This window comes from Mycobacterium sp. ACS1612 (assembly GCF_001667505.1).
Taxonomy (GTDB): domain Bacteria; phylum Actinomycetota; class Actinomycetes; order Mycobacteriales; family Mycobacteriaceae; genus Mycobacterium.
On the sequence record NZ_LZHZ01000035.1, the window covers coordinates 61,622 to 88,290 of the forward strand.

General features: G+C 67.4%; 29 protein-coding genes. 15 read left to right on the top strand and 14 right to left on the bottom strand.

Features of this window, described 5'->3' with window-relative positions; all coding sequences use genetic code 11:
• Positions 1 to 83 precede the first annotated feature (83 nt).
• On the top strand, positions 84 to 611 hold the full coding sequence (locus tag A5724_RS15680; RefSeq protein ID WP_369830639.1) for a hypothetical protein: 528 nt from the start codon (positions 84 to 86) through the stop codon (positions 609 to 611).
• A gap of 1 nt (position 612) precedes the next feature.
• Here A5724_RS15680 and A5724_RS15685 read toward each other — a convergent pair whose 3' ends face one another.
• Together A5724_RS15685 and A5724_RS15690 are read right to left on the bottom strand one after the other, a co-directional pair.
• On the bottom strand, positions 613 to 1,077 hold the full coding sequence (locus A5724_RS15685) for a DUF2867 domain-containing protein (RefSeq protein ID WP_067803397.1): 465 nt from the start codon (positions 1,075 to 1,077) through the stop codon (positions 613 to 615).
• Complete coding sequence (locus A5724_RS15690) at positions 1,074 to 1,667, bottom strand: DUF2867 domain-containing protein (RefSeq protein ID WP_067803400.1); 594 nt, start codon at positions 1,665 to 1,667, stop codon at positions 1,074 to 1,076. The genes A5724_RS15685 and A5724_RS15690 overlap by 4 nt, the downstream gene beginning before the upstream one ends.
• Positions 1,668 to 1,724: 57 nt before the next feature.
• Here A5724_RS15690 and A5724_RS15695 point away from each other — a divergent pair, with 57 nt between their 5' ends.
• A complete protein-coding gene (locus A5724_RS15695) occupies positions 1,725 to 2,273 on the top strand; it encodes a TetR/AcrR family transcriptional regulator (RefSeq protein WP_067803403.1) in 549 nt (182 codons plus the stop codon).
• Here A5724_RS15695 and A5724_RS15700 read toward each other — a convergent pair.
• From A5724_RS15700 to A5724_RS15730, 7 genes are all read right to left on the bottom strand, one after another.
• A complete protein-coding gene (locus A5724_RS15700; protein WP_067803406.1) occupies positions 2,270 to 4,516 on the bottom strand; it encodes a molybdopterin-dependent oxidoreductase in 2,247 nt (748 codons plus the stop codon). The genes A5724_RS15695 and A5724_RS15700 overlap by 4 nt on opposite strands.
• Complete coding sequence (locus A5724_RS15705; protein ID WP_067803409.1) at positions 4,506 to 5,099, bottom strand: TetR/AcrR family transcriptional regulator; 594 nt, start codon at positions 5,097 to 5,099, stop codon at positions 4,506 to 4,508. Before A5724_RS15705 ends, A5724_RS15700 begins: the two co-directional genes overlap by 11 nt.
• A 116-nt stretch (positions 5,100 to 5,215) precedes the next feature.
• Positions 5,216 to 5,659, bottom strand: coding sequence for a hypothetical protein (locus A5724_RS15710; RefSeq protein WP_156752303.1), 444 nt, complete (start codon positions 5,657 to 5,659; stop codon positions 5,216 to 5,218).
• 15 nt (positions 5,660 to 5,674) lie between these two features.
• Entirely contained in the window at positions 5,675 to 6,808 is a 1,134-nt protein-coding gene (locus A5724_RS15715) for a nitronate monooxygenase (RefSeq protein WP_067803412.1), read from the bottom strand.
• A gap of 71 nt (positions 6,809 to 6,879) precedes the next feature.
• Positions 6,880 to 7,143 (bottom strand): hypothetical protein, encoded by a 264-nt coding sequence (locus tag A5724_RS15720; protein WP_067803415.1) that lies wholly within the window; start codon positions 7,141 to 7,143, stop codon positions 6,880 to 6,882.
• A 165-nt stretch (positions 7,144 to 7,308) separates the two neighbouring features.
• On the bottom strand, positions 7,309 to 8,076 hold the full coding sequence (locus tag A5724_RS15725) for an HAD family phosphatase (RefSeq protein WP_067803418.1): 768 nt from the start codon (positions 8,074 to 8,076) through the stop codon (positions 7,309 to 7,311).
• A gap of 15 nt (positions 8,077 to 8,091) precedes the next feature.
• The gene (locus tag A5724_RS15730) at positions 8,092 to 9,165 is read right to left on the bottom strand and encodes a diacylglycerol kinase (RefSeq protein WP_067803421.1); all 1,074 of its coding nucleotides are present in this window, start codon (positions 9,163 to 9,165) and stop codon (positions 8,092 to 8,094) included.
• A 74-nt stretch (positions 9,166 to 9,239) separates the two neighbouring features.
• Here A5724_RS15730 and A5724_RS15735 point away from each other — a divergent pair, with 74 nt between their 5' ends.
• Both A5724_RS15735 and A5724_RS15740 read left to right on the top strand, forming a co-directional pair.
• Positions 9,240 to 9,974, top strand: coding sequence for a glucose 1-dehydrogenase (locus tag A5724_RS15735; protein WP_067803424.1), 735 nt, complete (start codon positions 9,240 to 9,242; stop codon positions 9,972 to 9,974).
• Positions 9,975 to 10,149: 175 nt separating this feature from the next.
• Positions 10,150 to 12,864 carry a sugar-binding domain-containing protein gene (locus A5724_RS15740; RefSeq protein WP_067803845.1) on the top strand — a complete coding sequence of 905 codons (2,715 nt, stop codon included), beginning with the start codon at positions 10,150 to 10,152 and terminating at the stop codon, positions 12,862 to 12,864.
• 81 nt (positions 12,865 to 12,945) lie between these two features.
• Here A5724_RS15740 and A5724_RS15745 read toward each other — a convergent pair whose 3' ends face one another.
• Positions 12,946 to 13,332 carry a PaaI family thioesterase gene (locus A5724_RS15745; protein ID WP_067803426.1) on the bottom strand — a complete coding sequence of 129 codons (387 nt, stop codon included), beginning with the start codon at positions 13,330 to 13,332 and terminating at the stop codon, positions 12,946 to 12,948.
• A gap of 39 nt (positions 13,333 to 13,371) precedes the next feature.
• On the opposite strand from A5724_RS15745, the gene A5724_RS15750 reads away from it, so the two are divergent.
• Together A5724_RS15750 and A5724_RS15755 are read left to right on the top strand one after the other, a co-directional pair.
• Positions 13,372 to 14,634 carry a competence/damage-inducible protein A gene (locus A5724_RS15750; RefSeq protein ID WP_067803848.1) on the top strand — a complete coding sequence of 421 codons (1,263 nt, stop codon included), beginning with the start codon at positions 13,372 to 13,374 and terminating at the stop codon, positions 14,632 to 14,634.
• Positions 14,635 to 14,666: 32 nt separating this feature from the next.
• Positions 14,667 to 15,377, top strand: a complete 711-nt coding sequence (locus A5724_RS15755; RefSeq protein ID WP_067803429.1) for a 2OG-Fe dioxygenase family protein — start codon at positions 14,667 to 14,669, stop codon at positions 15,375 to 15,377.
• On the opposite strand, the gene A5724_RS15760 is transcribed toward A5724_RS15755, so the two are convergent.
• The gene (locus A5724_RS15760; RefSeq protein ID WP_067803432.1) at positions 15,355 to 16,452 is read right to left on the bottom strand and encodes a glutamate--cysteine ligase; all 1,098 of its coding nucleotides are present in this window, start codon (positions 16,450 to 16,452) and stop codon (positions 15,355 to 15,357) included. The two genes, A5724_RS15755 and A5724_RS15760, sit on opposite strands and share 23 nt — an antisense overlap.
• A complete protein-coding gene (locus tag A5724_RS15765; protein WP_067803435.1) occupies positions 16,449 to 16,943 on the bottom strand; it encodes a macro domain-containing protein in 495 nt (164 codons plus the stop codon). Before A5724_RS15765 ends, A5724_RS15760 begins: the two co-directional genes overlap by 4 nt.
• 18 nt (positions 16,944 to 16,961) lie before the next feature.
• On the opposite strand from A5724_RS15765, the gene A5724_RS15770 reads away from it, so the two are divergent.
• A complete protein-coding gene (locus A5724_RS15770) occupies positions 16,962 to 17,186 on the top strand; it encodes a hypothetical protein (RefSeq protein ID WP_067803438.1) in 225 nt (74 codons plus the stop codon).
• Here A5724_RS15770 and A5724_RS15775 read toward each other — a convergent pair whose 3' ends face one another.
• Positions 17,187 to 17,561, bottom strand: a complete 375-nt coding sequence (locus tag A5724_RS15775) for an amino acid-binding protein (protein WP_067803441.1) — start codon at positions 17,559 to 17,561, stop codon at positions 17,187 to 17,189.
• 153 nt (positions 17,562 to 17,714) lie between these two features.
• On the opposite strand from A5724_RS15775, the gene A5724_RS15780 reads away from it, so the two are divergent.
• From A5724_RS15780 to A5724_RS15815, 8 genes are all read left to right on the top strand, one after another.
• Complete coding sequence (locus tag A5724_RS15780; protein ID WP_067803851.1) at positions 17,715 to 18,899, top strand: enhanced intracellular survival protein Eis; 1,185 nt, start codon at positions 17,715 to 17,717, stop codon at positions 18,897 to 18,899.
• An 87-nt stretch (positions 18,900 to 18,986) separates the two neighbouring features.
• On the top strand, positions 18,987 to 19,766 hold the full coding sequence (locus A5724_RS15785) for an alpha/beta fold hydrolase (RefSeq protein ID WP_067803444.1): 780 nt from the start codon (positions 18,987 to 18,989) through the stop codon (positions 19,764 to 19,766).
• Entirely contained in the window at positions 19,763 to 21,406 is a 1,644-nt protein-coding gene (gene mdcA / locus A5724_RS15790) for a malonate decarboxylase subunit alpha (protein ID WP_067803447.1), read from the top strand. Before A5724_RS15785 ends, mdcA begins: the two co-directional genes overlap by 4 nt.
• A 2-nt stretch (positions 21,407 to 21,408) precedes the next feature.
• The gene (locus A5724_RS15795) at positions 21,409 to 22,239 is read left to right on the top strand and encodes a triphosphoribosyl-dephospho-CoA synthase (protein WP_067803450.1); all 831 of its coding nucleotides are present in this window, start codon (positions 21,409 to 21,411) and stop codon (positions 22,237 to 22,239) included.
• A gap of 5 nt (positions 22,240 to 22,244) precedes the next feature.
• Positions 22,245 to 22,538 (top strand): malonate decarboxylase acyl carrier protein, encoded by a 294-nt coding sequence (mdcC, locus tag A5724_RS15800; protein WP_067803453.1) that lies wholly within the window; start codon positions 22,245 to 22,247, stop codon positions 22,536 to 22,538.
• On the top strand, positions 22,535 to 24,232 hold the full coding sequence (mdcD, locus tag A5724_RS15805) for a biotin-independent malonate decarboxylase subunit beta (protein WP_067803456.1): 1,698 nt from the start codon (positions 22,535 to 22,537) through the stop codon (positions 24,230 to 24,232). Before mdcC ends, mdcD begins: the two co-directional genes overlap by 4 nt.
• Positions 24,229 to 24,837 carry a malonate decarboxylase holo-ACP synthase gene (locus A5724_RS15810; RefSeq protein WP_067803853.1) on the top strand — a complete coding sequence of 203 codons (609 nt, stop codon included), beginning with the start codon at positions 24,229 to 24,231 and terminating at the stop codon, positions 24,835 to 24,837. The genes mdcD and A5724_RS15810 overlap by 4 nt, the downstream gene beginning before the upstream one ends.
• Complete coding sequence (locus A5724_RS15815; protein WP_067803459.1) at positions 24,834 to 25,805, top strand: acyltransferase domain-containing protein; 972 nt, start codon at positions 24,834 to 24,836, stop codon at positions 25,803 to 25,805. The genes A5724_RS15810 and A5724_RS15815 overlap by 4 nt, the downstream gene beginning before the upstream one ends.
• On the opposite strand, the gene A5724_RS15820 is transcribed toward A5724_RS15815, so the two are convergent.
• Positions 25,740 to 26,654 carry an alpha/beta fold hydrolase gene (locus A5724_RS15820; RefSeq protein ID WP_067803462.1) on the bottom strand — a complete coding sequence of 305 codons (915 nt, stop codon included), beginning with the start codon at positions 26,652 to 26,654 and terminating at the stop codon, positions 25,740 to 25,742. The genes A5724_RS15815 and A5724_RS15820 overlap by 66 nt on opposite strands.
• Positions 26,655 to 26,669 lie beyond the last annotated feature (15 nt).

Consider the following 26,669-nt stretch of genomic DNA (forward strand, 5'->3'; position numbering starts at 1 on the left):
TATCCCAGGTGTAACAATTTTGTCTACCAAACGGAAGCACCCTGTAGCACCGGCTCAACGCGCTTACGGGAAGGGGGCCTCGGGTGAGGATCAGCAGCGAGACGATGGCGCTCACCATTGCGTCGGGAGCGCTGGGGATGGCATTGACACTCGGCACGCCGCAGGCGTTTGCCGACCCCGTTCCAATCCCTCCGCCAACGCCCGTCGACCCGGCGATTCCCAGCCCCGCGCCCGGGCCTGCGCCCGACGGCACCGTCCAGGCCGCGGCGGGCGCCCTGCCGACACCTCCCGACGGCACGCAGCATTTGTCGAGCCCGGAGAACCTGCCGCCGGGCACCACCGATACGCCCGACCCGAACCAGGGCCGCGGGTCGTACCTGCGCGACCTGTGGCACGCCTATCAAACCCAGGAGATCACCGGGCGCGACGCCCTGCTGCTGCTGACGCAGCGGCCGATGAACGCCACTCCCGTCCCGCCCGCCGGAATGCCAGTGAATCCGACCCCGCCGCTGGCGCCGGGCGCCGCGCCACCGCCTGCGCCCGAGCCCGAACCGGCGCCACCGCCACCGCCGCTGTTGCCGTGGTTGGCACCGTCGCCGCCCGCGCCCTGATTCAGGCTCGCAGCCGCTGGGCTGCCTGAGCGAGGAGGTCGCGGACCACGCGCACGTGCAGGGGTTCCGTGACGGCCCACACCGCACGCGCGAGCAGGTTCCGCTGCGCCACCAACGTCGAGAAGGTCAGTGCGCCGTCGTCTTTTTTCAGGAGCAGTTCGCCGGGCATTCCGATGCGTGAGTCGGCGCCGAGAAGCACATGCTCCGGCGTCGAACGCCGAACCTCCCAGCCGAGCACCGAACCCTCCGACCCGCCTGTCACCTTCAACCCGATGGCCGACCAGCCGGAGAACAGCTGGGCGCGGACGGCAGGGGGCGCGCCCTCAAGGATGCCGCGCATCAGGTCCTCCGGGGTCTCGTCACCGCGGTGGTCGAAGACGAACGCATCGCTGTAGTCGATGCGGGGTAGCGTGCTCAACGCCAGGACTGTTGCGGGAACGTCGATTTGACGCACATCAGTGGTCATCGATTGGCCTCCATTGCCATGTGCCACGCGCGCCCGATGTCGCGCAGCATCAGCGGGTAGACGATGAGGTGCCGAAACGGCGCGATCGCCGCGAGGTAGGCCGCGCCCAGCACCCCGTTCGGTTTCACCAGGACCGCCATCTGGCCGCGGTGGCCGACCGCTTCGTCGGGCACCCAACCGACGTGCAGGACGCCGTGCACGGTCCGGTTCGCGATCTCGAGGGCGAACTCGTCGTCGGCGACGTATAGCGGCGTGAACACGTCTGTATGGAAATGCACTGGGGTGTGGGCTATTTCGGCGGGTACCCGGTCGCGCAGGCTGGGCACCCTGGTCCCGAGACCCGAATCCTGACCGTCGAGACCGAACAGTCGGCCGAGCATCCATCGAGCGGCGAACAATCCGCGCACCACCGTCGAGGTGCGTGCGGGGTCGAAAGTGGCCATCAATTGCACCAGGCGAGGGAAGTCGACCTGACCGCCAGGTGTGGGCAGCGCCCACACGTCGAGAACGCGGAAATCTCTGGCAATGGCGTGAATTCGCCACGGCCGCGTGGTGTGTTCGGTCGTATCGAGGTGCGGTGAACCAAACATACAGTACTGTATGCTTGACGGCGGATCGGCGTCAAGCCCTGTCGAAAGTGAGACGTGATGGTCGCCCAGACCCGCACACCGCGCAGTGCGTGGATCGACGCCGGACTCCAGGCGCTCGCCTCCGGCGGACCGGACGCGGTGCGGGTGGACCTGCTTGCGAAATCCCTCGGCGTCACCAGAGGTGGCTTCTACTGGCATTTCGCCAGCCGTCAGATGTTCCTGGACGCGCTGCTCGACGCTTGGGAGCACGCCAGCACCGACGAAGTGCTCACGCGTGTGGAGGCCGAGGGAGGCGACGCCCGAACGAAGGTGCGCAGGGCGGGCATGCTGACTTTCTCGGCCGACCTGCTGCCGATCGATCTCGCGGTGCGTGACTGGGCCAGACGTGACCGCTCGGTGGCCAAACGCCTGCGCCGCGTCGACAACAGCCGAATGGCGTACCTGCGAACGATGATCGGCACCTTCAGCGACGATCCCGACGACGTGGAAGCTCGCAGCCTGCTGGCTTTCTCACTGGCCATCGGCAGCCACTTCATCGCCGCCGACCACGCAGGCCGCAGCCGGGGGCAGGTGCTGAAGCAGGCGACACGGCGACTGCTGGGCTAGCCGATCGCCGCGGCGGCCACCGCCTCGATGCGCGCAGGGACGTGCTTGTGCCAGGGCGTGCCCGCGAACGCGTCGCGCCACTCCGATGAGGTGAGCGAATTCGGCGCCACCCCAGGGACCGTCGCGCGACCGTCGGCGTCGATGTAATCCACGCCGAACCCGTTCGGTAGCGACGCGTGGCCTGGCAGCATCGCCTCGCTGATCTCGACACTGGCCTCGGCGCTGCCCGCGGTCGTGGTGATTCGCGCGCGACCCCCGTCGGTCAGGCCGAGCATCTGCGCGTCCTCCACGCTGACCCGCAGCGCGCCGTCGGCGTCGCGCTTGCGCCAGGCCGGGTCCCGCAGGATGTCGTTGGCCGTGTAGGCCCGCCGCTCGCCTGCGGACAGCACGATGGGGAAATCGGGGGAGGTGAACGCCGTCGGCGCATCGGCCAGTCGGCGCATCTCATCGAGCATCGCCGGCATGTCCAGCGCGATCTTGTGGTCGTCATGTGCCACCAACCGCCAGTCGTCTTCGTATTCGTGCGCGGTGAACGTCACACCGGAGGAGCCGGCCAGGATCGCCTCGAACAGCGCATTGCCGTCCGCATGGCCCGCACGCTGGACCGCCTCGGGGTACTTCATCGCGGCCTTCTGCGCCAGACCCCACAGCGCCGCGGCGCCTGCGAGCCCGTCGGGCAATGTCGGCCCGAGCGTTTCGTACAAGACAAACGGAAGCACCTTGGCGAACGCCGGATTGGCGGCGACGGCGGCAACGAACGCCTGCGCGTAGGCGGCCAACCCCTGTTCGGCCGCCTCACGCAGCGGCTGTAGTTCCGCGTCGTCGACGACGCCGAGCGCACGCGTCAGTCGCGCCCAGATCTCGGGTTCGGGCAGCGTGCCCTCGAGTGGTTCGAGCAGTCGGTGCCGAAGGTGGAATGTGTTGTGCGGGAACTCCAGGTTGAAGAACGTCGCCTCACACTTCTCGTACTGACTGGCCGCGGGCAGCACATAGCTGGCCAACCGCGCGGTCTCAGTCATCGTGACGTCGATGACCACCATCAGCTCGAGTGATTCGAACGCCTTGCGGCATGCGGCCGAATCAGCAAGGGAATGAGCCGGATTGCTGCTCTCCACGACCATCGCGCGGAAGCGGTCCGGGTGGTCGGTGAGGATCTCCTGCGGCACCGAATTGCTGGGGATCAGGCCGCCGACGATCGGCGCCCCGGTCACCGGAGTGCGGCCGACGCCACGGGTGTGACGGAACAGCGGTCCGAACCACGAATGCAGATGCTGCCCACCGCGTTTGGCGAAGTTGCCGGTCAAAATCCACAGCAGCTTGTTCAGATACGAACACAGCGTGCTGTTGGGCGCCTGCTGGATGCCGAGATCCTCGAATACGGAGACGCTTTCGGCGCAGGCAATGCACCGCGCCGCGGTGCGGATCAGTTCCTCGTCGACGCCGCACCGCGCGGCGTACTCCGCCACCGGTACCTCGCGCAGCGCGGCACGCACGGGCTGGACGCCGTTGACGTGTTCGGCGAGGAAGGTTTCGTCGCAGAGGCTTTCCTGCTCCAGCACGGCGGCCAGTGCGGCGAGGCACCACGCGTCGGTTCCCGGTCGCACCCGCAGGTGGATGTCGGCCATCTTCGCGGTGTCGGTGATCACCGGGTCGATGACGATCATCGCGCGACCGGGATCCCTGGCGATTTCGTTGAGCACGGTGCGCGCCCGCGGGAAGCTCTGCGACATCCACGGGTTCTTGCCGACGAACACCGAAACCTCGGCATGTTCGAACTCGCCACGGGTGTGACCGCCGTAGAGGTGTGCGTCGACCCACGCTTCTCCGGTCTTCTCCTGCGCCAGCGCGTTGGAACGGTAATGCGAACCGAGCGCGGCGAGGAAGGCGCCGCTGTATGCGCCGCCGAGATGATTACCCTGCCCGCCGCCGCCGTAGTAGAAGATCTTGTCGCCGCCGTAGGTGTCGGCAATGCGTTTGAATCCCGCTGTGATCTCAGAAATCGCTGTATCCCAATCGATTTCCTCATAGCTGCCGTCGGGCCGCCTGCGCAGCGGGGACGTCAACCGGTTGGCGTTGTTCTGGTAGTGGTCCAACCGCAGTGCCTTGTTGCAGGTGTAGCCCTGCGACGCGGGATGGCTCTTGTCGCCACGGATCTTGGCGAACTTCCGGTCCTCCAGTTGCACGACGATTCCGCAGTTGCACTCACAGAGGATGCACGCGGTGGCCCGCCACTCAGCGCTCACGGGATTTCCTTTCCGACGTCGCGGCCGAAATCAGGTCGCGCAACTGGTTGTGGGCGAGGTCGAGGGGTTTGACGTCGCGGGACGCACGGGCGACGATGATCGCGCCCTCGATCGAGGCGGTGATCAGCATCGCCAGTTCGTCGGCCTGTTCGGCTGAGGCGCCCTCCGACGAGAGTCGCTGTGCGATCAGGCCGGCCCACCGGGTGAAGGCCGCCGCCGCGCGGTCGATCACCGCTGTCGCCTGGTCCGGTTTCGCCGGGTCGCCCGCCTCCACCGTCACGGCGACGACGGGGCAACCGGCGCGGTAGTCGGAGCGAAGCAGTTGCTTGCGGTAGTACCCGACGAGGACGTCGAGCGCCTGTAGCCCGGATTCGGCATCGGCGATCTTGTCGGCGATGTAGTCGGCAGCGTAATCGATTGCCTCGCAGAGCAATTGCGTGCGTCCGCCGGGGAAATAGTGATACGCCGAGCCACGCGGCGCGCCACTGTGCTCAAGCACGTCGGCGATGGCAGTGGCTTGCGCGCCGCGTTCCCGGATCAGCAGCGCGGCCGAGATGACCATCCGCTCGCGAGGGCTGGGCATACCTGGATCCCTTCGTCCGACCCGGCTATGTATGGCACCTTACATAATGAGTCGGCGTGTGACCAGACCTGCTTTCGGGCGGTTTCGGTGCCCCGTCGGTGCCGGGTACCCCGCAGTCAGGCGGTCACCCAGAACACCACGAATGCAGCCATCAGAGGCAGGCAGATGAGGTGATCTCGGCAGATTGCGCGAGCCAATCGGGAGAGCTCACGTTGGCTCGCGGCGCCCACTCCGAGTCGTACCGCATTCGGCACGGTTCGGGTCAGCGCCAGCAGAATCGGCGCCCCGGCCAAGACCGTGAGCGTGACAAGCAGCCACACCGGGTCGTCGCCGGCGAACCAGCGATAGGTCAACGCGCCCAACAGGATCAGCATCACCAACGCGATGAAAAGGCTCAGCGGGCGCGTCGTCGCGCGACGGTAGTAGCCGGCGATCGACGCGATCACGGGTTCCGGGAGCACGTCCGCGCGGCGGTGGCCAAGGACCTGGCTGTCGAAGATCAGGTCCATCCACAGCACGGCCAACAGGAAGCCGGCGCAGCCGGTTGCGATCAGACGCACGCGGCGAGCCGCGAATCAAACAGAAGCAGCCTCGTTGAGTTCGTTGAGTGTGTTCGTCGCCTCCAGGTACTCCTGCACCCAGCGCTCGATCACCGCCGCGGACTTCTCCACCTTGGTGAACTGACCGACAACCTGGCCGATCGGGTTGAATGCGACATCGACGCTCTCGTTGGGGTACTTGTGCGTGGCCGCGACGGCCATCCCGGACACCATGTACTGCAGCGGCATCCCGAGCGGCTTCGGGTTGTTCGGGTCCTCCCACGCCTCGGTCCAGTCGTTGCGCAGCATGCGCGCCGGCTTGCCGGTGAACGACCGGCTGCGGACAGTGTCCTTACTGGTGGCCTTCGCGTAGGCGGCATGTTGCACGTCGGTGTGCTCGGATTCTTCGACCATCACCCACTGCGATCCGGTCCAGGCGCCCTGTGCGCCGAGGGCCAGCGCCGCAGCGATCTGCTGGCCGCTGCCGATGCCGCCCGCGGCGAGCACGGGTTTCGGCGCTACCTCCTTGACGACCTGCGGCCACAACACGATGGAGCCGATGTCGCCGCAGTGGCCGCCCGCCTCGCCGCCCTGCGCGATGATGATGTCGACACCGGCGTCGGCGTGCTTGCGGGCCTGCGACGGCGAACCGCAGAGCGCAGCGACTTTACGGCCGGTGTCGTGAATGTGCTCGATCATGTCGGCCGGCGGTGTGCCGAGCGCGTTGGCGATCAGCGTGCACTTGGGATGGCCCAGCGCAACCTCGACCTGCGGGGTCGCGGTCGCTTCCGTCCAGCCCAGCAGTTGCAATGCGTCGTCGTCGCTGTGTTCGACGGGCACCCCGTGGTCGGCGAGGATCTTCTTGGCGAAGTCGATGTGCTCCTGCGGAACCAGATCGTTCAGCGTCTTCTTGAGCACCTCGGGATCCATGTCGGCGGAGTCCATGCCCTCGTACTTGTTCGGGATCACGATGTCCACGCCGTACGGGTGATCGCCGATGTTCTCGTCGATCCACTTCAGCTCGATCTCCAGCTGTTCTGGAGTGAAGCCGACCGCGCCGAGCACCCCGAAGCCGCCCGCCTTGCTGACGGCCACGACCACGTCACGGCAATGAGTGAACGCGAAGATCGGGAACTCGATGCCGAGCTCGTCGCAGATGGGGGTGTGCATGCCTGCTCCTCGGGTGGGGCGGTCGCTAAACTGAAACGTGTTCTAGTTTAGCGTAGCCGCCCTCTCCGAGATCACAAGGGCCGCGTCGAGTAGTACGAACCGTCGGCGTAGTAGTCGCGGAAGCCGTTGCCCTCGTTGTCCTTGTAGTCACAGGTCGAAAACCGCATGCCCTGTTTCACGACCGAGGTGTACGTCCCACCGGCGGACTTGCATTCGCTCTTGATGGTCTTCTCTGAAATCTTCTCGGCGTTGGCGATCGGCGCGGTCACCGAGAGCAGTGCCCCGACCGCGATCGCGGCGGCGCCCGTCCATGCCCCAACACGGGAAATGTTCATGATGTGTCTCCTTGCGGCGGTGGCGACCCGGGCGGGTCGCCTGGTGCAAGCCATTCTGGAAACCAGGCGCATGCTGCGGGGATGGGGCGCGCACCGGCATTCGCCAACCCCGCATTGGGGATCGGGAACCGTGCGCGGATAGGGGGATAGGGGGATAGGGGCGGTCTAGTCGTAGCCGACCAGTCGACGCAAGGAGCGGCGCCTGCGCCCACCTGTCCCCGTCACCTGCAGCACCGGCCATCCGTGTTCGGCGGCGGCCGCGGCCAAACCGGGGCGCGGGTTCACCGGACGGGGCTGACCGACCAGTTTCATCAGGGCCGCATCCTCGTCGCCGTCGGCATAGAAGTAACTGCGTTGCATCTCGACGTCGTTGGCGTCACAGAACTGCGAGACCGCGGTCGCCTTGTTGCGGCCCCAGACAACAGGTTTGGCGATCCGCCCGGTCAGCCTGCCGTCGTCGTCGACCTCGAAGTGGTTGCACAACACGTGGCCGATCTCGAGGTAACGGGCCACCGGTTCGGCGTGGATGGTCAACGCTGACGAGCTCAGCACCACCGTGTGCCCGCGCGCCTGATGTGCCTGCACGATCTCGTGCATCGTCGGGAACACCCGAGCCGCGACGCGTTCGACGAACAGTCGTTGGCCCAACTCGTCGAGTTCGGCCAGCGATTCGCCCCGCAGGTAACCGGCCGCCCGCGTCAACAGATGCTCGAAGCGCATCCTGCCCAGTCGGTAGCGCATCGACGCCTCGATGACGCCGAGCACTTCGCCGATCCGGGCTTGCCTGCGTCTGATCCGGTCGCTGGCGTGCGCGGTGGCGGTGAACCCGTCCACCAACGTGCCGTCGAGGTCGAAGAACGCGCCGATCTGCGGCCCGGCCTGGGCCGCACCGATCTCCGCGATCGGATCTGTTACCGGGGGCTCGACGGTCATCGCGCACCAGCCTACTTAGCCGGTGTATACACCCTTGCCGGTCACCAGCGGCATATCGAGGGTGGTCCGGATGCCCGGTGCAGCGGCCACTACGTCGGGGATGGCGTTCACGATCCGCCCGGCCGCGGCGAGGATGGCCGCGTAGTTGTGGTCGCCGTTGCGACTGGTAGGGCAGATGTCCATCACGTACGACGGCTCGCCGGTGATCTCGACGCGGTACGACCCGCCGGGCTGCGCGGGCTGCGCCCAGTCCGGCCGCAGATCCGGACGCAACCTGGTGACGTGCTCGACGACGATCGCCGGTTTGCCCCGCACCATGCCCTCGATCTGGAAGCGGACCGCGGCCACGGTGCCCTTCTTGATGGTGCCGACGGCCACGTCGAAGTCCTCAGGCGCCGGCTCCTGTTCGACGGAGTCCCTGATCTCGTCGACGTCGATGCCGAGGCCCGCGGCCAGCTGTCGGATGGCCGTGCCCCACGCGATGCTGAGCACACCGGGCTGATACAGCATCGGCAGATCGCCGACCTCATTACCGAAGCCCATCACCTCGAACATCACCGTCGCGCCGTCGTAGGTCGCGTAGTCGGCGATCTCCATCGTGCGCACCTGCTCGATGCTCTGACAGGTTCCGGCCAGCGCGAACGGCAGCAGGTCGGTGGCGAACCCGGGGTCCACGCCGGTGAAGAACACCGTCGAATCGCCCTCTCGCGCAGCGTCTTCCACGCGCTGGATGTACTTGTCGGGGATCACCTGCCACGGGTACTGCAGCACGCCGAGGCCGGACCCGACGACGTCGATGCCCGCCGCGAGGATCTTGCGCACGTCGGCCATCGCGTCGGGCAGTCGGGTGTCGCCCATCGCGCAGTACACAATGCAGTGCGGCTGGGCGGCGAGCACAGCGTCCAGGTCGTTGGTCGCCGCCACACCGGTCGTCACCCCGAGGCCGGCCAAATCGCCGGCGTCGCGGCCCACCTTGGCGTCAGAGGACACCCAGACGCCGGTCAACTCGAAGCGCGCGTCGGCCACGAGTTGCTTCAGTGCGAGGCTGCCGCAATTGCCGGTGCCGATGAGCGCGACACGGATCGCCATCCTGAGGGCTCCTCTCGCCCACGAACTGGAACAGGTTCTACTTGTAGCACGTCGGCACGGTAGCCTGACCCCTCATGGGACGCGTGGACGGAAAAGTTGCACTCATCAGCGGTGGGGCCCAGGGCATGGGAGCCGCAGACGCCAAGGCGCTGGTCGCGGAGGGCGCCAAGGTGGTGATCGGCGACATCCTCGACGACAAGGGCAAGGCGTTGGCCGACGAGATCGGCGATTCCGCGCGCTACGTCCACCTCGACGTCACGCAGGCCGACGACTGGGAGGCCGCCGTCGCCACCGCGGTCAACGATTTCGGCAAGCTCAACGTGCTGGTGAACAACGCCGGCACCGTGGCGCTGGGCCAGATCGGCTCGTTCGACATGGCCAAGTGGCAGAAGGTCATCGATGTCAACCTGACCGGAACATTCCTCGGCATGCAGGCCTCGGTCGAGGCGATGAAAGCCGACGGCGGCGGCTCAATCATCAACATCTCCTCGATCGAGGGGCTGCGCGGCGCCGTCATGGTGCACCCCTACGTGGCCTCCAAGTGGGCGGTGCGTGGGCTGACCAAATCGGCGGCGCTGGAACTCGGCCAGTTCAACATCCGGGTGAACTCGGTGCACCCCGGGTTCATCCGCACTCCGATGACGAAGCATTTCCCTGACAACATGCTGCGGATTCCGCTGGGTCGCCCTGGGCAGCCGGAAGAGGTCGCAACGTTCGTGGTGTTCCTCGCCAGCGACGAGTCCCGCTACTCCACCGGCGCCGAATACGTCATGGACGGCGGCCTGACGAACGACGTGCCGCACAAGTAGCAGGCCGGTTCCTGTCCCGTCATCCGGGTACTCAGCTTCGGCGACCAATTCCGTTGCGCTGCTTGGCTGAGCCTGCGCGACGGGCGGCAGGTACGGTGATGCGGTGGACGAGCAGAGGTCGGTTCGACGCCGTCGGCACATCGTCCTTCGAATTCTGCTGTCCGTCGCATTGCTGCTGTTGCTCTGCGCGGCCGACTTCCCGGATTTCGCCAAGCCGGGACCCCCGCCGGGACAGATCGAATTGGCAGGTGGCTGGAGCCTCGTCTCAGCCCGCGACGTGCACGTCGACGGGGCCGCATTGTCCCGGCCCGACTACAAGGCGACGGGTTGGCATGCGATTCCTCGGATGCCTGCGACCGTCCTGCAGACCCTGCAGCAAGACGGCACCTACCCCGATCTGTACTACGGCACCAACATGGCGAGCGTCCCGCAGGACCTCTACAAACAGGACTGGTGGTATCGCACCACCTTCGCCGCGCCCGCGGGTCACACCACCTATCTGCTGGAGTTCCCCGGCATCAACTACCGCGCCGAAATCTGGTTGAACGGGCACCTCGTCGCCGGCAGCGATCAGATTGTCGGCATGCACGTCAGCCACGAGGTCGACGTGTCGCGGTGGGTGAACCAGGGGCAGGGCAACGCATTGGCGGTGAAGATCACCCCCGAGCGCGCATTGCAGGACATTGACGGCGTGGAACTCGCCGACAGTTGGTACGACTGGATCAACTGGAAATACATCGGCTACCAGGGTCCGGGAAAGAATCCCGCGAACGGCAATTCGTTCGTTCCCGACCGTAATGCGGGCATCTGGAAACCGGTGTACCTCAGGACCTCCGGTGCGGTGGCGCTCGGTCCGTCGACGGTCAATTCAGAACTTCCGCTTCCGCGAACGGATTCCGCGAAGCTCACCATCTACAGCAGCCTGCGCAACACGTCGGACCAGCAGGTGCGGGGTGTGTTGCGGGCGACCATCAGCCGCCCGGGTAAGCCCGATGTGGTGGTCGAACAGCCGGAAACCCTTGCCGCAGGCGAATATCGGGACGTCAGCCTGTCTCCCGACAAGTTCGCTCAACTGACTGTGCGCAAACCCGACCTGTGGTGGCCGTACACGATGGGCAGGCCTGATCTCTACGATCTGCGGTTGGAGTTTCGCCAATTCAATCGGCCGGTCGACATCAAGAGTCTGCGGTTCGGCATCCGCTCCGTTCAGCAGTTCCGCGACAACGACGAGCAGTTCCCCGACCTCGGCAAGGGCGGGAACTTCTACCTCAAGGTGAACGGCAAGGACTTCCTGGTCCGCGGTGCGGCCTACACCCCGGACCTGCTGTACGCCAGTGACCCCAATCGCGACGCGGCAATCCTGGGCTATGTGAAAGATCTCGGGCTCAACATGATTCGCCTCGAGGGCAAGTTTCCCGGCGACCGCATCACCGAGATGGCCGACGAGATGGGCATCCCGTTGATGTACGGGTGGATGTGCTGCAACCAGTGGGAGAAATGGAACCAGTGGGACGACGAAGACAAGCGCGTCGCACCGGACAGCCTGCGGTCGCAGATCGAGGATCTGCGCAGCCACCCGTCGGCGTTCGTCTGGGCCAACGGCAGCGACGGCAAGCCGCCGCAGGACGTTCTCGCCGAATACCATGGCATCCTGTCGGATCTGCACTGGCCCAACGCGATTGTCGACACCGTCTCGTCGTTGGCGGTCGACCCACGCGGCGGCGACCGCGATTGGGACGGCATCCAGATGCTGGGGCCCTACAGTTGGCGTCCGCCGAGTTACTGGTTCTCCGGCCGCTATCCGGCCACCAGAGGGGCGACCGCAGAACAGGGCGACAACGAACAGATTCCGCCGTTCGCCAGCCTGAAGAAGTTCATCCCGCCCGACAAGCTCTGGCCGATCAACGACACCTGGTACTTCCACGCAGGCTCAGACGTCCGCAACTCCACGCTGACGAGCATTCGGCGCGCCGTCGACCGCAGGTATGGTACGGCCACCGGCGCCGAGGACTTCGCACGCAAGGCACAACTGGCGGGTTACGAGTCGACCAGGGCCCAGTTCGAGGCGTTCGCCGCGGGCGGGTGGGACAACCACAAGATGACCATCTACTGGATGCTCAACAACCACTGGCCGTCGTTCTTCGGGCACATCTTCGACTACTACCTACGACCGGGCGGCGCGTATTACGGCGCGAAGAAGGGGCTGCGCCCGCTTTCGGTCGTCTTCGACTCGTATGCCACCGGCGACCACGACCACGCCAACGTCACGGTGGTAAATCAAACACCAAGAGAGCAAACGAATTTGACGGTTCGGGTGCGCACCTACGATCTGCGGGGCCGTATCCGTGACGACCGCAGCGCGGGCGACATCAACGTGATCGCCGGGGGAGCGACACACGCACTGACGCTTCCGCGCCTCGCACGCGATTCCAGCGTGGTGTTCGTGCGCGCCCAATTGCTCGACAAGGCCGGAAAAGCGGTGGCCGAGAACGTGTATTGGCAGTCCCAACAACTCGACGACATCGGCGATCCGAGCAACGATTTCGCGTTCGAACTGAAGCAGACCAGTTGGGCCGACATGACCGGGCTGAACTACATGCCGAAGGTGCCGCTGGACGTGTCGGCGTCCAGGGCCGCCGACCCGAGTGACAACCGGGTGACCATCCGCCTGCACAACCCGTCGCCGAACGTGGCGTTCTTCGAACGGGCCGAACTCGTCTCGACGCCCGACGGCGACGAGATCCTGCCGGTCGAATACAGCGACAACTATGTCACCGTGTTCCCCGGGGAGACAGTCGAACTGCACGGCCAGGCGTGGACCGGAGTGACGCCGAACTGGGTGCGGGTGACGGGCTACAACACCCCGCCGCAATTGGTGCCGATCAACTGAGCCAGCCCCACGACGAACGTTCCTTACCGCTCGAAAATTTCGCGAAATTTCGAGCGGTAAGGAACGTTCGCGCGCTAGAAGTCAGTCCACCGCAGCGAAGTTGACTGTCGCCGTCGCGCCGACCTCGTCGTCGTCGGCGCGGTAGATGTCGACCTGCACCACCACCGAGCGCTTACCGGTGCGCAGGATCTTGGCGACCGCCCGCGCGGGACCGACCTTGATCGGGCGTAGGTAGCGGATGAACAGATCGGTGGTCGCGATGCCCATCCCGAACGAGGTGTACCTAGACGCCAGGTGCCCTGCGGTCACATCGGCCATGGTCGCGATCAGACCGCCCTGCAGACCGCCTGCGGTGTTGACCGTGCGCTCATCGACCGGCATCTCCATCACCACGGTGCCCTCGGACGACGCGACCTCCCGCAGGCCGAGCTGATCGAACAGCTCTCGAAGGGACTTGGGCGCCGTCACGGAGAACGAGGTTACCGGCCTGCCGTAATGTCGATGGACGTGAGCGCACGCGCGGGCATCGTCGTCACCGGGACCGAGGTGCTGACGGGACGGGTTCAGGACCGCAACGGCCCATGGATCGCTGACCGGTTGCTGGAATTGGGCGTCGAACTTGCCCACATCACGATCTGCGGCGACCGGCAGGCCGACATCGCGGCGCAGCTTCGCTTCCTCGCCGACGAGGGCGTGGACCTGATCGTCACCAGCGGTGGCCTCGGCCCGACAGCCGACGACATGACGGTCGCGACCGTCGCCGAATTCGCCGGTCTGGACCTGGTGCTCGACCAGGCACTCGAGGACCGCATCACCGACATCCTCAAACGATTGATGGCCCGCTTCGACAACGTCGACATCGACGCGGTCCGGGCGGCCAACCGCAAGCAGGCGATGATCCCGGCCGGCGCGCAAGTGATCAGCCCGGTGGGCACCGCGCCCGGCGTCGTCGTACCCGGCAAGCCGACCATCGTGGTGTTGCCGGGTCCGCCCCGCGAACTGCAGCCGATGTGGCCGCAGGCGGTCGAGACCGAGGCGGTGCAACGGGCGATCGCCGGACGCACCACGTACCGCCAGGACATGATCCGGATGTTCGGGCTACCGGAATCCGGCCTGGCCGAGACGCTGCGGGAAGCCGAGGACCGCATCGACGGTTTCGACCGGCTGGAGATCACCACCTGTCTGCGCCGCGGCGAACTGGAGATCGTCACGCGTTACGAACCCGACGCCGCAACGGTTTACGCGGATCTGGTGCAGCTGCTGCGCGAGTATCACGGCCGCGAGATCTTCTCCGAGGACGGCTCACTGGTCGACAACCAGATCGCCCAGCTGCTCACCGGGCGCCGCATCGCGACGGCCGAATCCTGCACGGGCGGGCTACTTTCCGCGCGGCTGACCGATCTGCCGGGTTCGTCGGCGTACGTCGCCGGTGCGGTTGTGGCGTATGCCAACGACGCGAAGACCGACCTGCTCGGCGTGCCCGCTGACCTGATCGCCACCCACGGCGCGGTGTCGGAGCCGGTCGCAGAAGCGATGGCCGACGGTGCGCTGCGCCGCTTCGGCGCCGACACCGCCATCGCCATCACTGGTATCGCTGGGCCGGGCGGCGGCACCGAGGACAAGCCGGTCGGCACGGTGTGCTTCACCGTCAAACTCGCCGACGGCCGGGCGTCCACCCGCACGCTGCGGTTACCCGGCGACCGGTCGGACATCCGGGAACGGTCGACGACCGTCGCGATGCACATGCTGCGGCGGGCGCTGACCGGCTGATCCGGCGGCGTTTTGGGTATCCCATTCGCGTCATGCCGCCAAACCACATTGCACAGCAGCTCGCAGACGTCGGTGCCGTTCTGCTGACGCCGGCCGACGTCAATGGTCAGCTGGGGATCGACGACTCCGAATGGGCGTCGTTCGCCGCGCACTGGGAGCACCTCGCGGCCGACCGATACGCCGCGGAACTCGGCACCCAGCGGCTACGCCGATACGGCCACTTCGTGTTCAGCCCGACCGAGCACGCATTCGATCCCGCGGCGCCCAGTGCGTTCGTTCAGCCCGAGAACTCCAACCCGCTCTACATCGCCACCGACCGCTACTTCGAACCGCTGACCGAGGAATTCGCGAAAGATCAACTGCTGCAACGGATCCTGACGCTACTCGGCGATGTGGCCACAGCACTCGACGACGCGTCGACATGGGATGCCAAAGTCACGCCGTTTCGGGTGTTGGCGTCGACAGACGACGCCGGTCAACCGACACCGGAGGGGATGCACCGAGACGGCGTCACGCTGGTCACCTCGCTGTTGATCGGCAGGGACAACGCCCTCGGCGGAGAGAGCGTCGTCACCGACATGGCTGGTGAGCACATTCTCGCGACCACGCTGGCCGACCCCGGCACGCTGCTTCTCGGTGACGACCGACGCACGCTGCATGGCGTCTCACCGATTCGGCCGCGCGACCCTTCGCGGCCCGCCCGACGCGACGTACTGGTCATCACGTTCGCGCCGTCAGCGTGACCACGTCGTCGACCACACCCGCGAACGTGCCCGATTCCGCCAGCGACGCGCGTTGCCGTTCGGCCCCCGTGCCCTGCGCAGCGAGCCTCGCCACGAACTCCCGCACCACCTGATGGTCACCGGCGTAATGCAACGCATCGCCCACATGATCGAGCAGTCGTTCCATTTGCACCGGCGCGGGAAGGACCTGTCCACTCAACGCGTCGACGCCGCATCCGGACCAGCCATCCCTGGCCGCGCGCCAATACGCGGCACGCAACAACTCGCTGCCCGTCCTCGGGCCCCGGTCGCCCGCGCGAACGCTGGCGGAGGCGGTCGCCACCAGCGACCTGGTCAACACCGCGAGCGCCACGGTGTCGTCGATGTCGGCGGTCACGTCCATCGACCGGAGTTCCAACGTCGGCACGTGCGGGTTCGGCCGGATGTCCCAGAACGGTGTCGCGGCGTCGAGCATGGCACCGGAGTCGGCCATCGCCGCTGCGAGGTCTTCGTGGTGGCGCAGTGATTCGGCGTACGGCGGCGGTCCGAGGCAGGGGAAGCGGCTGCGAATGATCGCGCGCCAATCGACGTATCCCGTGTCGACGCCGCGGTGGAACGGGGAATTGGCGCTCACCGCCAGCAGAAGAGGCAGCCAGGGGCGCAGGTGATTGCCGATCAACACGGCGTGCTCACGGTCCACCACGTGGACGTGGACGTGCAGTGAGCAGACCATGAAGTCGTCGAGCATGGTTCGGTACTGGGCGACCCCGGCGCGGTACCGCGGATGGTCGCCGACGGCCGTGGACGCACGGTGATCGAGGACCGGCGTCCCGGAAGCGCACAGCCGCAAGCCTTCTGCTGCGGCCGCATGTACCGCCGCGGCCCGTGCGCCTGCGAGTTCGGCGCGCAGTTGCTTGGCGTCCTCGCACGCACGCGTCTTGATCTCGACCTGATATCGGGTGAACTCGCCGGAGATCTGATCGCCGAGTTCGGTCGCGGCCCTGGCGATCACCGCGGCCGCGGCCGGTTGGGGCGCGCCCTCGCGGTCGACAAGGAAGAACTCCTCTTCGACACCGATCGTCGCGACGTCGGTCACTGCGCCACCGCTTCGCGGAACGCGCGTTCGGCTTCGTCGCCGTGCACCGCGAACATCACCCGCTCGAGCGAACGCGGCCGGTGTGCGCGTGCGACGTCGACCATCAACCGGGCCGCGTCGTCGAGCCCGAAGCCGCCCACACCGGTCCCGAACGCGACCAGCGCCAGCGACCGGCAACCGAGCTCGTCGGCCTTGACCAGTGTCGCCCGCGTTGCGTCGGCGATGATCTGCGCCGACGTCGGCCCGCCGAGTTCCATCGTCGCGGCGTGGATGACGTAGCGCGCGGGCATATCGCCCGCCGTGGTCTCGACGGCCTCGCCCAAGCCGATCGGCGCCTTGGCCCTCGACTCCCGCTGCACAGCAGGTCCGCCTGCGCGGGCGATCGCGGCCGTCACCCCACCGCCGTGCTTGAGCTGTGTGTTGGCGGCGTTGGCGATCGCGTCGACCTCGAGTCGGGTCACATCGGCCTGCCGAACCTGTAGCTCGAGCATCGCTGTATCGTCTCACCGATGAGTTCCACCGACGAGCGGCATGCGATTGCCGAATTGGCCGAATTGGGCGGCTGGCACCGTCGGGATGTCGACCGCACCGACTACTACGCCAAGGGCATCGTCCGGGTGCAGGTGATCTGGCAGGGCGACGAGGCGATCAGCGGCAGTTCCCTCTACCACGACGACATCATGACCGCCTACACCCGCGACCTGAGCACCGTGCAGAGCTGGCTCAAGCGCTGATCAGCTCAGCGCGGCCTTGGCCTCGGCGAGATTGTCGGCCGCCAGCACCAGCCGGGTGTTGGTCGCCAGGTAGACCGTGGTCAGGTTGACCTTCGCCCTCCCGAGCCGGTGCGCCACCTCGCCGAGCGCTCCCGGCCGGTCCTCCACCTCCAGCACGATCACCTCCTGCTCGGCTGCGATCTTGATGCCTGCCCCCTGCAGCGCCTCGAACACCGGCGTGGCGTCCTGAACCAGGATGTGCACCTCGGCCTGACCGCCACCGGTGGTCAGCGCGCACAAGCCCGCAATGTTGGTGCCCGCCTTGCCGAGCACGTCGCCGACCCTGGCCAGTTCGCCGGGCTGGTCGTCGAGATAGAGCGTCAGATCGGTCGCCATGACGATCGCTCCTTCCGTGCAAAGCCGGGCACTTCCAGGCTCTTCCAAGGTATCGGCTGAGCACCTAATTCGGATGCGCTCGGTAATTCGGATGCGCTCGGACGTCGCCGTGTGGCACCGTCGAACCCTGTGCTCGCCTCCGAGACCGGGACCATGACCATCCGATCGGCCACCGACGCCGATTGGCCGGCGATCGCGCTGCTGGACGCCACCTGCTTCGGCAGGTTCGGCCATCCCGAATCACTCGCCGCGTGGCGGTCGCTGATGGCAGCCGACGGCACGGTTCTTGCCTGCGCCGGATCCGACGTCGTCGGCATGGCGCACTATCTCGATCTCCGGCTGACCGTGCCGGGCGGCGCGGTGCTGCCGATGGCCGGCGTCACGATCGTCGGTGTGGCGCCGACGCACCGCCGCCGCGGCATCCTGCGCGCCATGTACTCCGAACTACACAACCGCATCGCCGATGCGCGATATCCGATCGCGGGCCTGACCGCCAGCGAGGGCGGAATCTACGGGCGGTTCGGGTACGGGCCGGCGACCATCGAGCAGGAACTCACCGTCGACCGGCGCTTCGCACGATTCCGCGACGACGCGCCCGACCCCGGCGGCGTCCGCCTCGTCAAACCCGCCGACCACCGCGCCGAGTTCGAGGACATCTACGACCGCTGGCGGCGGCGCACACCCGGCGGCCTGGTCCGCCCGAAGGCGTTGTGGGACGAACTGCTGACCGACCGGGAGTCGGTGCGGCGAGGCGGCACCGAGTGGTACGCGATGCTGCATCCCGACGGGTACGCCCTGTACCGGGTGTTCGGCGACGACCCGATGTTCGTCCGCGTCGGCGAGCTCATACCGGCGACCACCGCCGCGGGCATCGCGTTGGCCAGGGCGTTGCTGGGCCTCGACCTGATGGAGACGGTCGCCTTCGGCACACACCCCGCCGACCCGCTGCCGTACCTGCTGACCGACCACCGGACGGCCAGGGTCACGCACTACGAGGACGACCTGTGGATGCGGATCATGGACATCCCGACGACGTTGGAAGCGCGGACATATCACGCGGATCTCTCTGTCGTCATCGAGATATCCGACGAATTCCGAAGCGACGGTGGACGTTTCGCGCTCGAGGTGCGCGAGGGCAGGGCAAGCTGTCTGCCGATCGCAGCGGAGCCTGACGTCCGCATGGGCCTCGACGTCCTCGGCAGTCTCTACCTGGGCGCGCACAAGGCATCCTCGTTTGCCAGTGCGAACCGGTTACACGCAGGTGAACCCGGCCTCATCGCGCAACTGGATGCCGCATTTATCAGTGATGTACCAGCTGCCTTGGGCTACGGTTTCTAGACACCATCCCGGTCGAATTGACGCGATCCACGATTGCATACATGATCTGCCGGGCGGGGGACCGGACTTTGTCGAATCGGAGCGTGTATGGACCGTCGGACGTTCGCCGCAGCGGTGACACTTGGTGGCGCCGCGGCGCTGATCGGGGCGCAACGCGTCTCGGCGGCACCTCCGCCGAATCCAATGCCGCAGGCGCGCAACGTGGTTCTGGTGCACGGCGCCTACGCCGACGGATCATGCTGGGCCGATGTGATCCCGTACCTCCAGGCGCGCGGACTGAACGTCGCCTCCGTGCAGAATCCGTTGCAGACGCTGGAGGAAGACTGTGAATTCGCCCGCCGCACACTGGCATTGATGGACGGCCCGACCGTCCTTGTCGCACACTCGTATTCGGGCATGATAGCCACCGAGGTAGGTGTCGACCCGAAGGTGACCGCGTTGGTGTACATCGCCGCACGAGCCCCCGACGCTGGCGAGGACTACACCGCGCTGGCCGCCCAGTACCCGACACCGCCCGCCAGCGCCGGTCTGGTGAAGGGCCCGGACGGATACGCGCAACTGTCCGAAGCGGCCTTCCTCAACGACTTCGCCCAGGACGTCCCGGCGGCCAGGGCCAAGGTGCTCTACGCGGTGCAGGGCAGGATCTCGAACGAGTTGTTCAGCGGCCGCACCACCAACGCGGCGTGGCGCGACAAGCCGACGTTCTACGCGGTGTCGAAGAACGACCGCACCATCAACCCTGATCTCGAACGGTTCATGGCACAGCGGATGGGCGCCAAGACAATCGAACTCGACGCCAGCCATCTGTCGATCGTGTCGAAGGCCCGCGAGGTCGCCAACCTGATCATCGAGGCCACCGGAGGGTGACCGCGCCGACGTGGGACCGCCGCCGAGCCGACAAACAGGTCAGGCTCGCGGCGGTCGATCGCTACGTCGTCGGCAAGGTGATCGACCAAGCGCGGTTGCGCGAGGTGTTGGAGGGATTGCTGCGGCCCGGCGACCGGGTCGCGCTCGAGGGCGACAACCAGAAGCAGGCCGACTTCTTGTCCCGCACACTGGCGCAGTGCGACCCCGGCAAGGTCAACGGCCTGCACATGCTGATCTCGTCGGTGTCACGCGCCGAGCACCTCGACCTGTTCGAGCAAAAGATCGCCGCGACATTGGATCTCGCGTATGCAGGCCCGCAGAGTGTGCGCATCGCCCAGATGGTGGAAGACGGCCAGGTGCGCATCGGCGCCATCCACACCTACGTGGAGTTGTACGCGCGGATGTTCACCGACCTGACGCCCCACATCGCGTTGTTGTGCGCGACGAAGGCGGATCGCGATGGCAACTTGTACACCGGGCCGAACACCGAGGACACCCCGACGATCGCCGAGGCCACCGCGTTTCGCGACGGGATCGTCGTGGTGCAGGCCGACGAGATCGTCGATGTCGGAGCGTTGCCGCGTGTCGACATCCCGGCCGACTGGGTGGATCTCGTCGTCGAGGCTGACCGGCCGTTCGCGTTGGAGCCGCTGTTCACCCGCGATCCCCGGCTGATCGGGCCGGTGGAGATCCTCAAGGCGATGATCGCGATCCGCGGTGTCTACGAACGACACCAGGTGACGTCGCTCAACCACGGGATCGGATTCGACACGGCGGCAATTGAATTGCTGCTACCGACCTTTGGGGCGCAACTGGGCCTGAAGGGCCGGATCGCCAGGCACTGGACGCTCAATCCGCATCCGACGCTGATACCGGCGATCGAGTCGGGATGGGTGGAGTCGATCCACTGCTTCGGCGGTGAGGCCGGTATGGAGCGCTACACTGCGGCCAGACCGGACATCTTCTTCACCGGGCGGGACGGGTCGCTGCGGTCCAACCGCGTGCTGTGTCAACTCGCGGGGCAGTACGCGGTCGACATGTTCATCGGTTCGTCCCTGCAGATCGACCGCGACGCCAACTCGTCGACCGTCACCGACGGCAGGCTCCCTGGCTTCGGCGGCGCGCCGAACATGGGTCACGACCCGCACGGCCGCCGCCACTCGTCACCGGCCTGGCTGAGCCTCGCGCACGGGGAGTCGTACGCGCTGCGCGGGCGCAAGCTGGTGGTGCAGATCGCCCAGACGTTCCAGAAGGGCGGCATCCCAACGTTTGTCGAAACTCTCGACGCCGTCGAGGTCGGCAAGCACGCCGGGATGCCGATCCCGCCGGTGATGATCTACGGTGACGACGTCAGCCACGTCGTGACCGAGGAAGGTGTGGCGTACCTGTACAAGACGCCGTCGCTCGCCGACCGCAGGGCGGCGTTGGCCGCGATCGCGGGTGTGACACCCATCGGACTCGGAGCGGATGCCGCCAGCACCGAGCAGTTGCGCCGCGACGGGCTGGTCGCCTTCCCGGAAGACCTCGGAATCGGTGCGCGGCAAGCGGATCGGTCGCTGCTCGCCGCCCGCAGCATCGAGGACCTGGTCGCATGGTCCGGCGGTCTCTACGATCCGCCCGCACAGTTCCGGGATTGGTGAGCATGACCACGATTGTCAGACCGTCGAGCGAACAGATCGCCGCCGCCGCCGTCGACGCCCTGATCGCGGAGGCGGTGCTGACCCCGAAGCCCGGATTGGTGGACGCTTCGGGACGGCACAGCCACCCGGACATGAGCCTGGCGATGTTGACCGACTCCGCGCTGTCACTGCGGGAACCGTTGCGGCAGTGCGCCGATGCGGCACGGGCGATGCTGTTGGGACCTGATCTGCGGATGCGTATCGGCGTCATCGGCCGCGACGGTGAGCGGCGGATGCTCGACGCAACCGGGGGAGTCAACACGCACCGGGGCGCGTTGTGGGCGCTCGGGCTGTTGTCGGCAGGCGTCGCGGGCGGCGAAACCGTCGCCGACGCAGTCGCGTTCGCCGCTCAGCTGGCCCGGTTGGCGGATCCCGCTTCAGGCCGGTCGCCCTCGCACGGCGAACGCGCGCGGGTGCGCTACGGGGCCCGCGGCGCGGTGGGCGAGGCGCAGGACGGGTTTCCACACGTGGTCGGCCACGGCCTGCCGATGCTGCGGGCATGCCGGATGCGCGGCGAGTCCGCCGACGCCGCAGCGCTCAACGCGCTGCTGGCCATCATGGCGGTGCTCGACGACACCTGTGCGCTGCACCGGGGCGGCGCCCGCGGGCTGGCGTTCGCGCAAACCTCGGCCGCCGATGTGCTGCGCAGCGGAGGCTGCACCACCGCGGCGGGCCGGCGTCGGTTGGCGGTGTTCTGCAGGCAGGCGGCCAGGCTCGGTCTTTCGACGGGCGGCAGCGCCGACCTGCTCGCCGCGACATTGTTCCTCGACGCGGTGCTGCCGCAAGGAAGCTGATCGCCATGCAGACCTTGTCATACCGGTTCCCCGCCAACAGAACCCCCCGCCAGCGCACGCACATCGGCGTGGTGGCGTCCGGCGACCTCGAGGTGTTGCTCGACAATGCCTCCGACGTCGACGTTGCCGAGGTCCGGGTCCGCACCAGTGTCAACGGTTTCGACACGGTGTGGCACGCCACGCTCGAGCGGTTCTTCACCCACACACCGCTGGCCGGACGTTGGGAACTCAACGACTTCGGCGCCACACCGGCCGTCGTCACCCTGCGACTGCGGCAGGCCGCGGAGGCGGCGACGTGACGACCGACTGGCAGCAGATCCTCGAGCGGCACAGCTTTCTGGAAGGCGACGCCCTCGAACGCGCTACTGCGCTACTGGATCCGGGCAGCGCCCGGGTGCTGTGCGGCCCGTTCGACCGTCTCGAATCACCATGGCTGGAACCGCAGGGCATCGTGCCGCAGGCCGACGACGGTGTGGTCGTCGCGCTGGGAACCCTCGGCGGGCAGCCTGCGGTGATCGCCTCCATCGAGCAGCGCTTCCAAGGTGGCGGCACGGGCGAGGTGTCGGGCGCGAAGATCAGCCAGGCGCTGCGACTGGCGGCCGACGACAGTCGGGCGGGCACCCCGACGGCGGCTGTGCTGCTGTTCGAAACCGGTGGGGTGCGGCTGCAAGAGGCCAACCTCGGCTTGAACGCGGTCGCCGAAATCTGCTCGGCGGTCTTGGATCTGCGGCCGCTGGCGCCGGTCGTCGGATTGGTCGCCGGAGAGGTCGGCTCGTTCGGCGGCATGAGCATCGCCGCCGGGTTGTGCACCCGACTGGTGATAACCCCGCAGGGCAGGATCGGGCTCAACGGCCCCGCCGTCATCGAGCAGGAGGCGGGCATCGACGAATTCGATTCGGGCGACCGTGCCCTGATTTGGAGCATCGACGGCGGCGAACAACGCGCGGCGACCGGGTTGGCCGACACGCTGGTCGCCGACGACCGCGACCTGATCCGCGCCGCGGTGCTGGACGCGATTGCGGCGGGCCCGCTTCCGGCAGGCAACCATCGCAGCGAGCGCCTGGACATCCTCGGGTCGCGGCTGGCCCGCATCGATCCCCGCAATCCGCCTGCGCCGCAGAATCTTCGGCAGTTGTGGGGCTCGACCCTTGAGGTCACCGAGTCTCCAGAGCCCGCAGCACCCCGCACGGCGGCCGCCGCCACCAGCCGCGGTGGTCGCTGGCTGGCCGCGCTGGCCGGCACCGAACCCGTCGCGGTCATCCCGTCGGTGGTCAGGGCCGACACCCCAACCGCCACCTACCTGGCGGTGGTGCCCGATCCGCAGAACCCGTTCCACCGCGCGCGCAACGGTGAGGTCGGGCTGACCGAATCCTTGGCACTGGCAAAAGCCGTCGAAAGCGTCATCGCCGCGGACCCGCAACGCGCCATCGTCGCCGTCGTCGACCTGCCCAGCCAAGCGTACGGCCGCATCGAGGAGATGGTGGGCCTGCACCACGCCATCGCCACCGCCGTCGACGCCTATCACCGCGCCCGCAATGCCGGGCACCCGATTGTCGCGATCGTGGTCGGACACGCACTGTCGGGCGGGTTCCTCGCCCACGGTCTGCAGGCGCAGCAGATTCTCGCGCTCGACGATCCTGGCGTCGAGATCCACGCGATGCACAAGTCCGCTGCCGCGAGGATCACGTTGCGCACCATCGACGAACTCGAAAAGTTGGCGCAAACCATTGTTCCGCTGAGCTACAACGTCAGCGACTGGGCTCAGCTCGGGCTGTGCGACGGCCTGCTGACGGTATCCGACGCCGACGATCCGATCGCGGCCGACATCGAGGCGGTCCGTCGGGCCGTTGACGCCGCGATCGACGCCGCCCGCAGCGGCCCGCGTGACCTGTCGAATCGTCTGGACTCGCCGGGTGCGCTGACCAACCGCAAGGCGTCGAGGGCGATCCGCGACGCGATGTCTACGCAATGGCACCAGGGCACACGGCCATGACTGCTCCGCGGCCCCACGACCTGTTGCGCATCACATCGGCGGCGCAGTTGGGTCGGACGGGTCCGCACTGGGTGAGAGCCGCACTGCACGCCGCGCCGTGGGTGGTGGTGCGCCGGGCCCGATGCGCTCCGGGCTATCTGCCGGTGGGGATCCGCGGCCGGGGCCGCTCACGCCGCCACGCGACGGACATCGAATCGTCGTGCATAGCAGAGGTGCTCCGCCCTACTGACCTCGTCCGCCGCATCGACCAACTGCCCGACATCGCCGCCAAGGACACCCTCGCCGAGGTCACCGCGCTGCTCACGCCGACCGGAATGTGCTGGGGACCTGGCGGCAGCGTCGGATACACGTTGGCGACAGGGGTTTGCGCGGTGAAGCCCAGCAGCGACCTCGACGTGGTCCTGACCGTGGACGAGGTGCCGCCCCTCGCGCTGCTAGCCGAACTGAGGCAGTCCTTTCGCAGGCTGCCCGCGCGGGTCGACTGCCAACTGGATCTGCCGATCGGCGGAATCGCGCTCGACGACCTGCTCGGCCCGGCCGACATGGTGCTGGTGCGCACTGCCGACGGACCGGTACTGCAAAACCTCTGCCGGGAGGCATCGTGATCGCGTTCCTGTATCCGGGCCAGGGCGCCCAGCAGGCGGGCATGTTGGCCGCGCTGCCGGACAGCCCCGCGACCCGAAGCACGCTCGACGAAGCGACAGCGCTCGTCGGATCGATCCACGATCTGGACACCGCCGAGGCGTTGGCGTCCACCACGAACGCGCAACTGGCGCTGTTGATCTGCGGGGTGGCGACAGCACGGACACTGACCGAAGACCACGGCTTGCGACCCGACCTGGTGGCGGGGCACTCGGCCGGGGCGTTCGCCGCCGCGGTCGGGGCCGGGGTGCTCACTTTCGCCGAAGCGGTTGCCGCCGTGCGTGTTCGGGGTGACGCAATGGCGCAGGCCTGCGAAACCGGGCAGTGGGGGATGGCCGCGCTCACCGGCTTGCGGTTACGGGCGGTCCGCGACCTGGTCGACTCGCAAACCGACGCGATGTGGATCGCCAACATCAACGCCGTCGACCAAGTGGTGCTCGGCGGCACCATCGCCGCGTTGGACAGCGCCAGGCAGGCCGCCCAACGCGCCGGCGCCCGCCGCTTCGAGATGCTCGACGTCGCCGTCGCATCGCACGGCCCGATTCAATCCGACACCGCACACGCGGTGGCACAAGAACTTTCGACGACGCCACGCAGACAGCTGTGCGCGGTGTACATGACGAACGTCGGCGCGCGCAGGATTCGCGACGATGCGACCGCCGTGCTCGACGACCTCGCCACAGCTGTGATGCATCCGGTGCGCTGGTTCGACATCGTGCGCATGCTGCCGGAACTCGGTGTCGTCGCCACCGTCGAGATGCCGCCGGGCGACGTGTTGAGCCGCCTTGTCACCGCGACCACGTCGGCGTTGCGCGTCTTCAACGTGACCGAGAACGGCGTCGGCCCGATCAGCGCCAGGTTGCGGTCACCGCTGTTCGGTGCGGTCCCACAACCCCAGCATGGTGTCGAGGATCTCCTCGGCCCGACCTAAGCCGGCCAGGTGGCTTTCGCCGGGCAGGTGAGTCAGCTGCACATCTGGCAGCCGGGACACCACATGCCGGCCGTGCTCGAACGGGACGATGTGGTCACGGTCGCCGTGCCACCAGCGAACCGGCACCTTGACCTCGTCGAGCCGGAAGCCCCAGTCGCGGGCGAACACCACGACGTCGGCGAAGGGCGCCGCGAGTTGCTTGCGGCTGCCGTTGAGCAGGTCGTCGAGGAACATTGCCTTGAACTCGGGCCGGACCAACAGCTGACGGTCCGCCTCGGGCGAGACGCTGGCATACGCGTACAGCGCAGGTTCGGCGACCGGCCGGATCAACCGGATCAACGTGCTGGCGGCCAACCGCAGCGGGGCCCCGGCGATCTGGACCACCGGTGCGGCCGCCGAAATCAGCGTCGAGATGCCACCGCTGATCGCGTCCGGCCCCCGCACAGGGGCCACCCCGCCGAGCACACCGGCGGCCACCACGCGCTCGGGCATCGCGGCGGCGCAGGCCAGCGTGTACGGCCCGCCGCCGGACAGGCCGATGACCTCGAACTTGTCGATGCCCAGCGTGTCGGCGATGGTCCGAAGGTCCTCGGCGAACGCGAACACCGTGTCGTACTGGAACGGAGTCGACGAGCCGATGCCCGGCCGGTCGACGCCGATCAGCCGGATCTGCCGCTGTTCGGCGAAGACGCGGGCCTCCATCGGGATCTGCCTGCGGGCGCCTGGCGTGCCGTGCAGCCAGAACACCGCGCGGCCGCGGGGGGCGCCGAACTCGGCGAACCCGATCTGGCGATCATCGCCGACGGCGATGTTGCCTTCCAGCTTCGGACGGGCGATTGCGACAACCATGGCATGAGTGTCTCA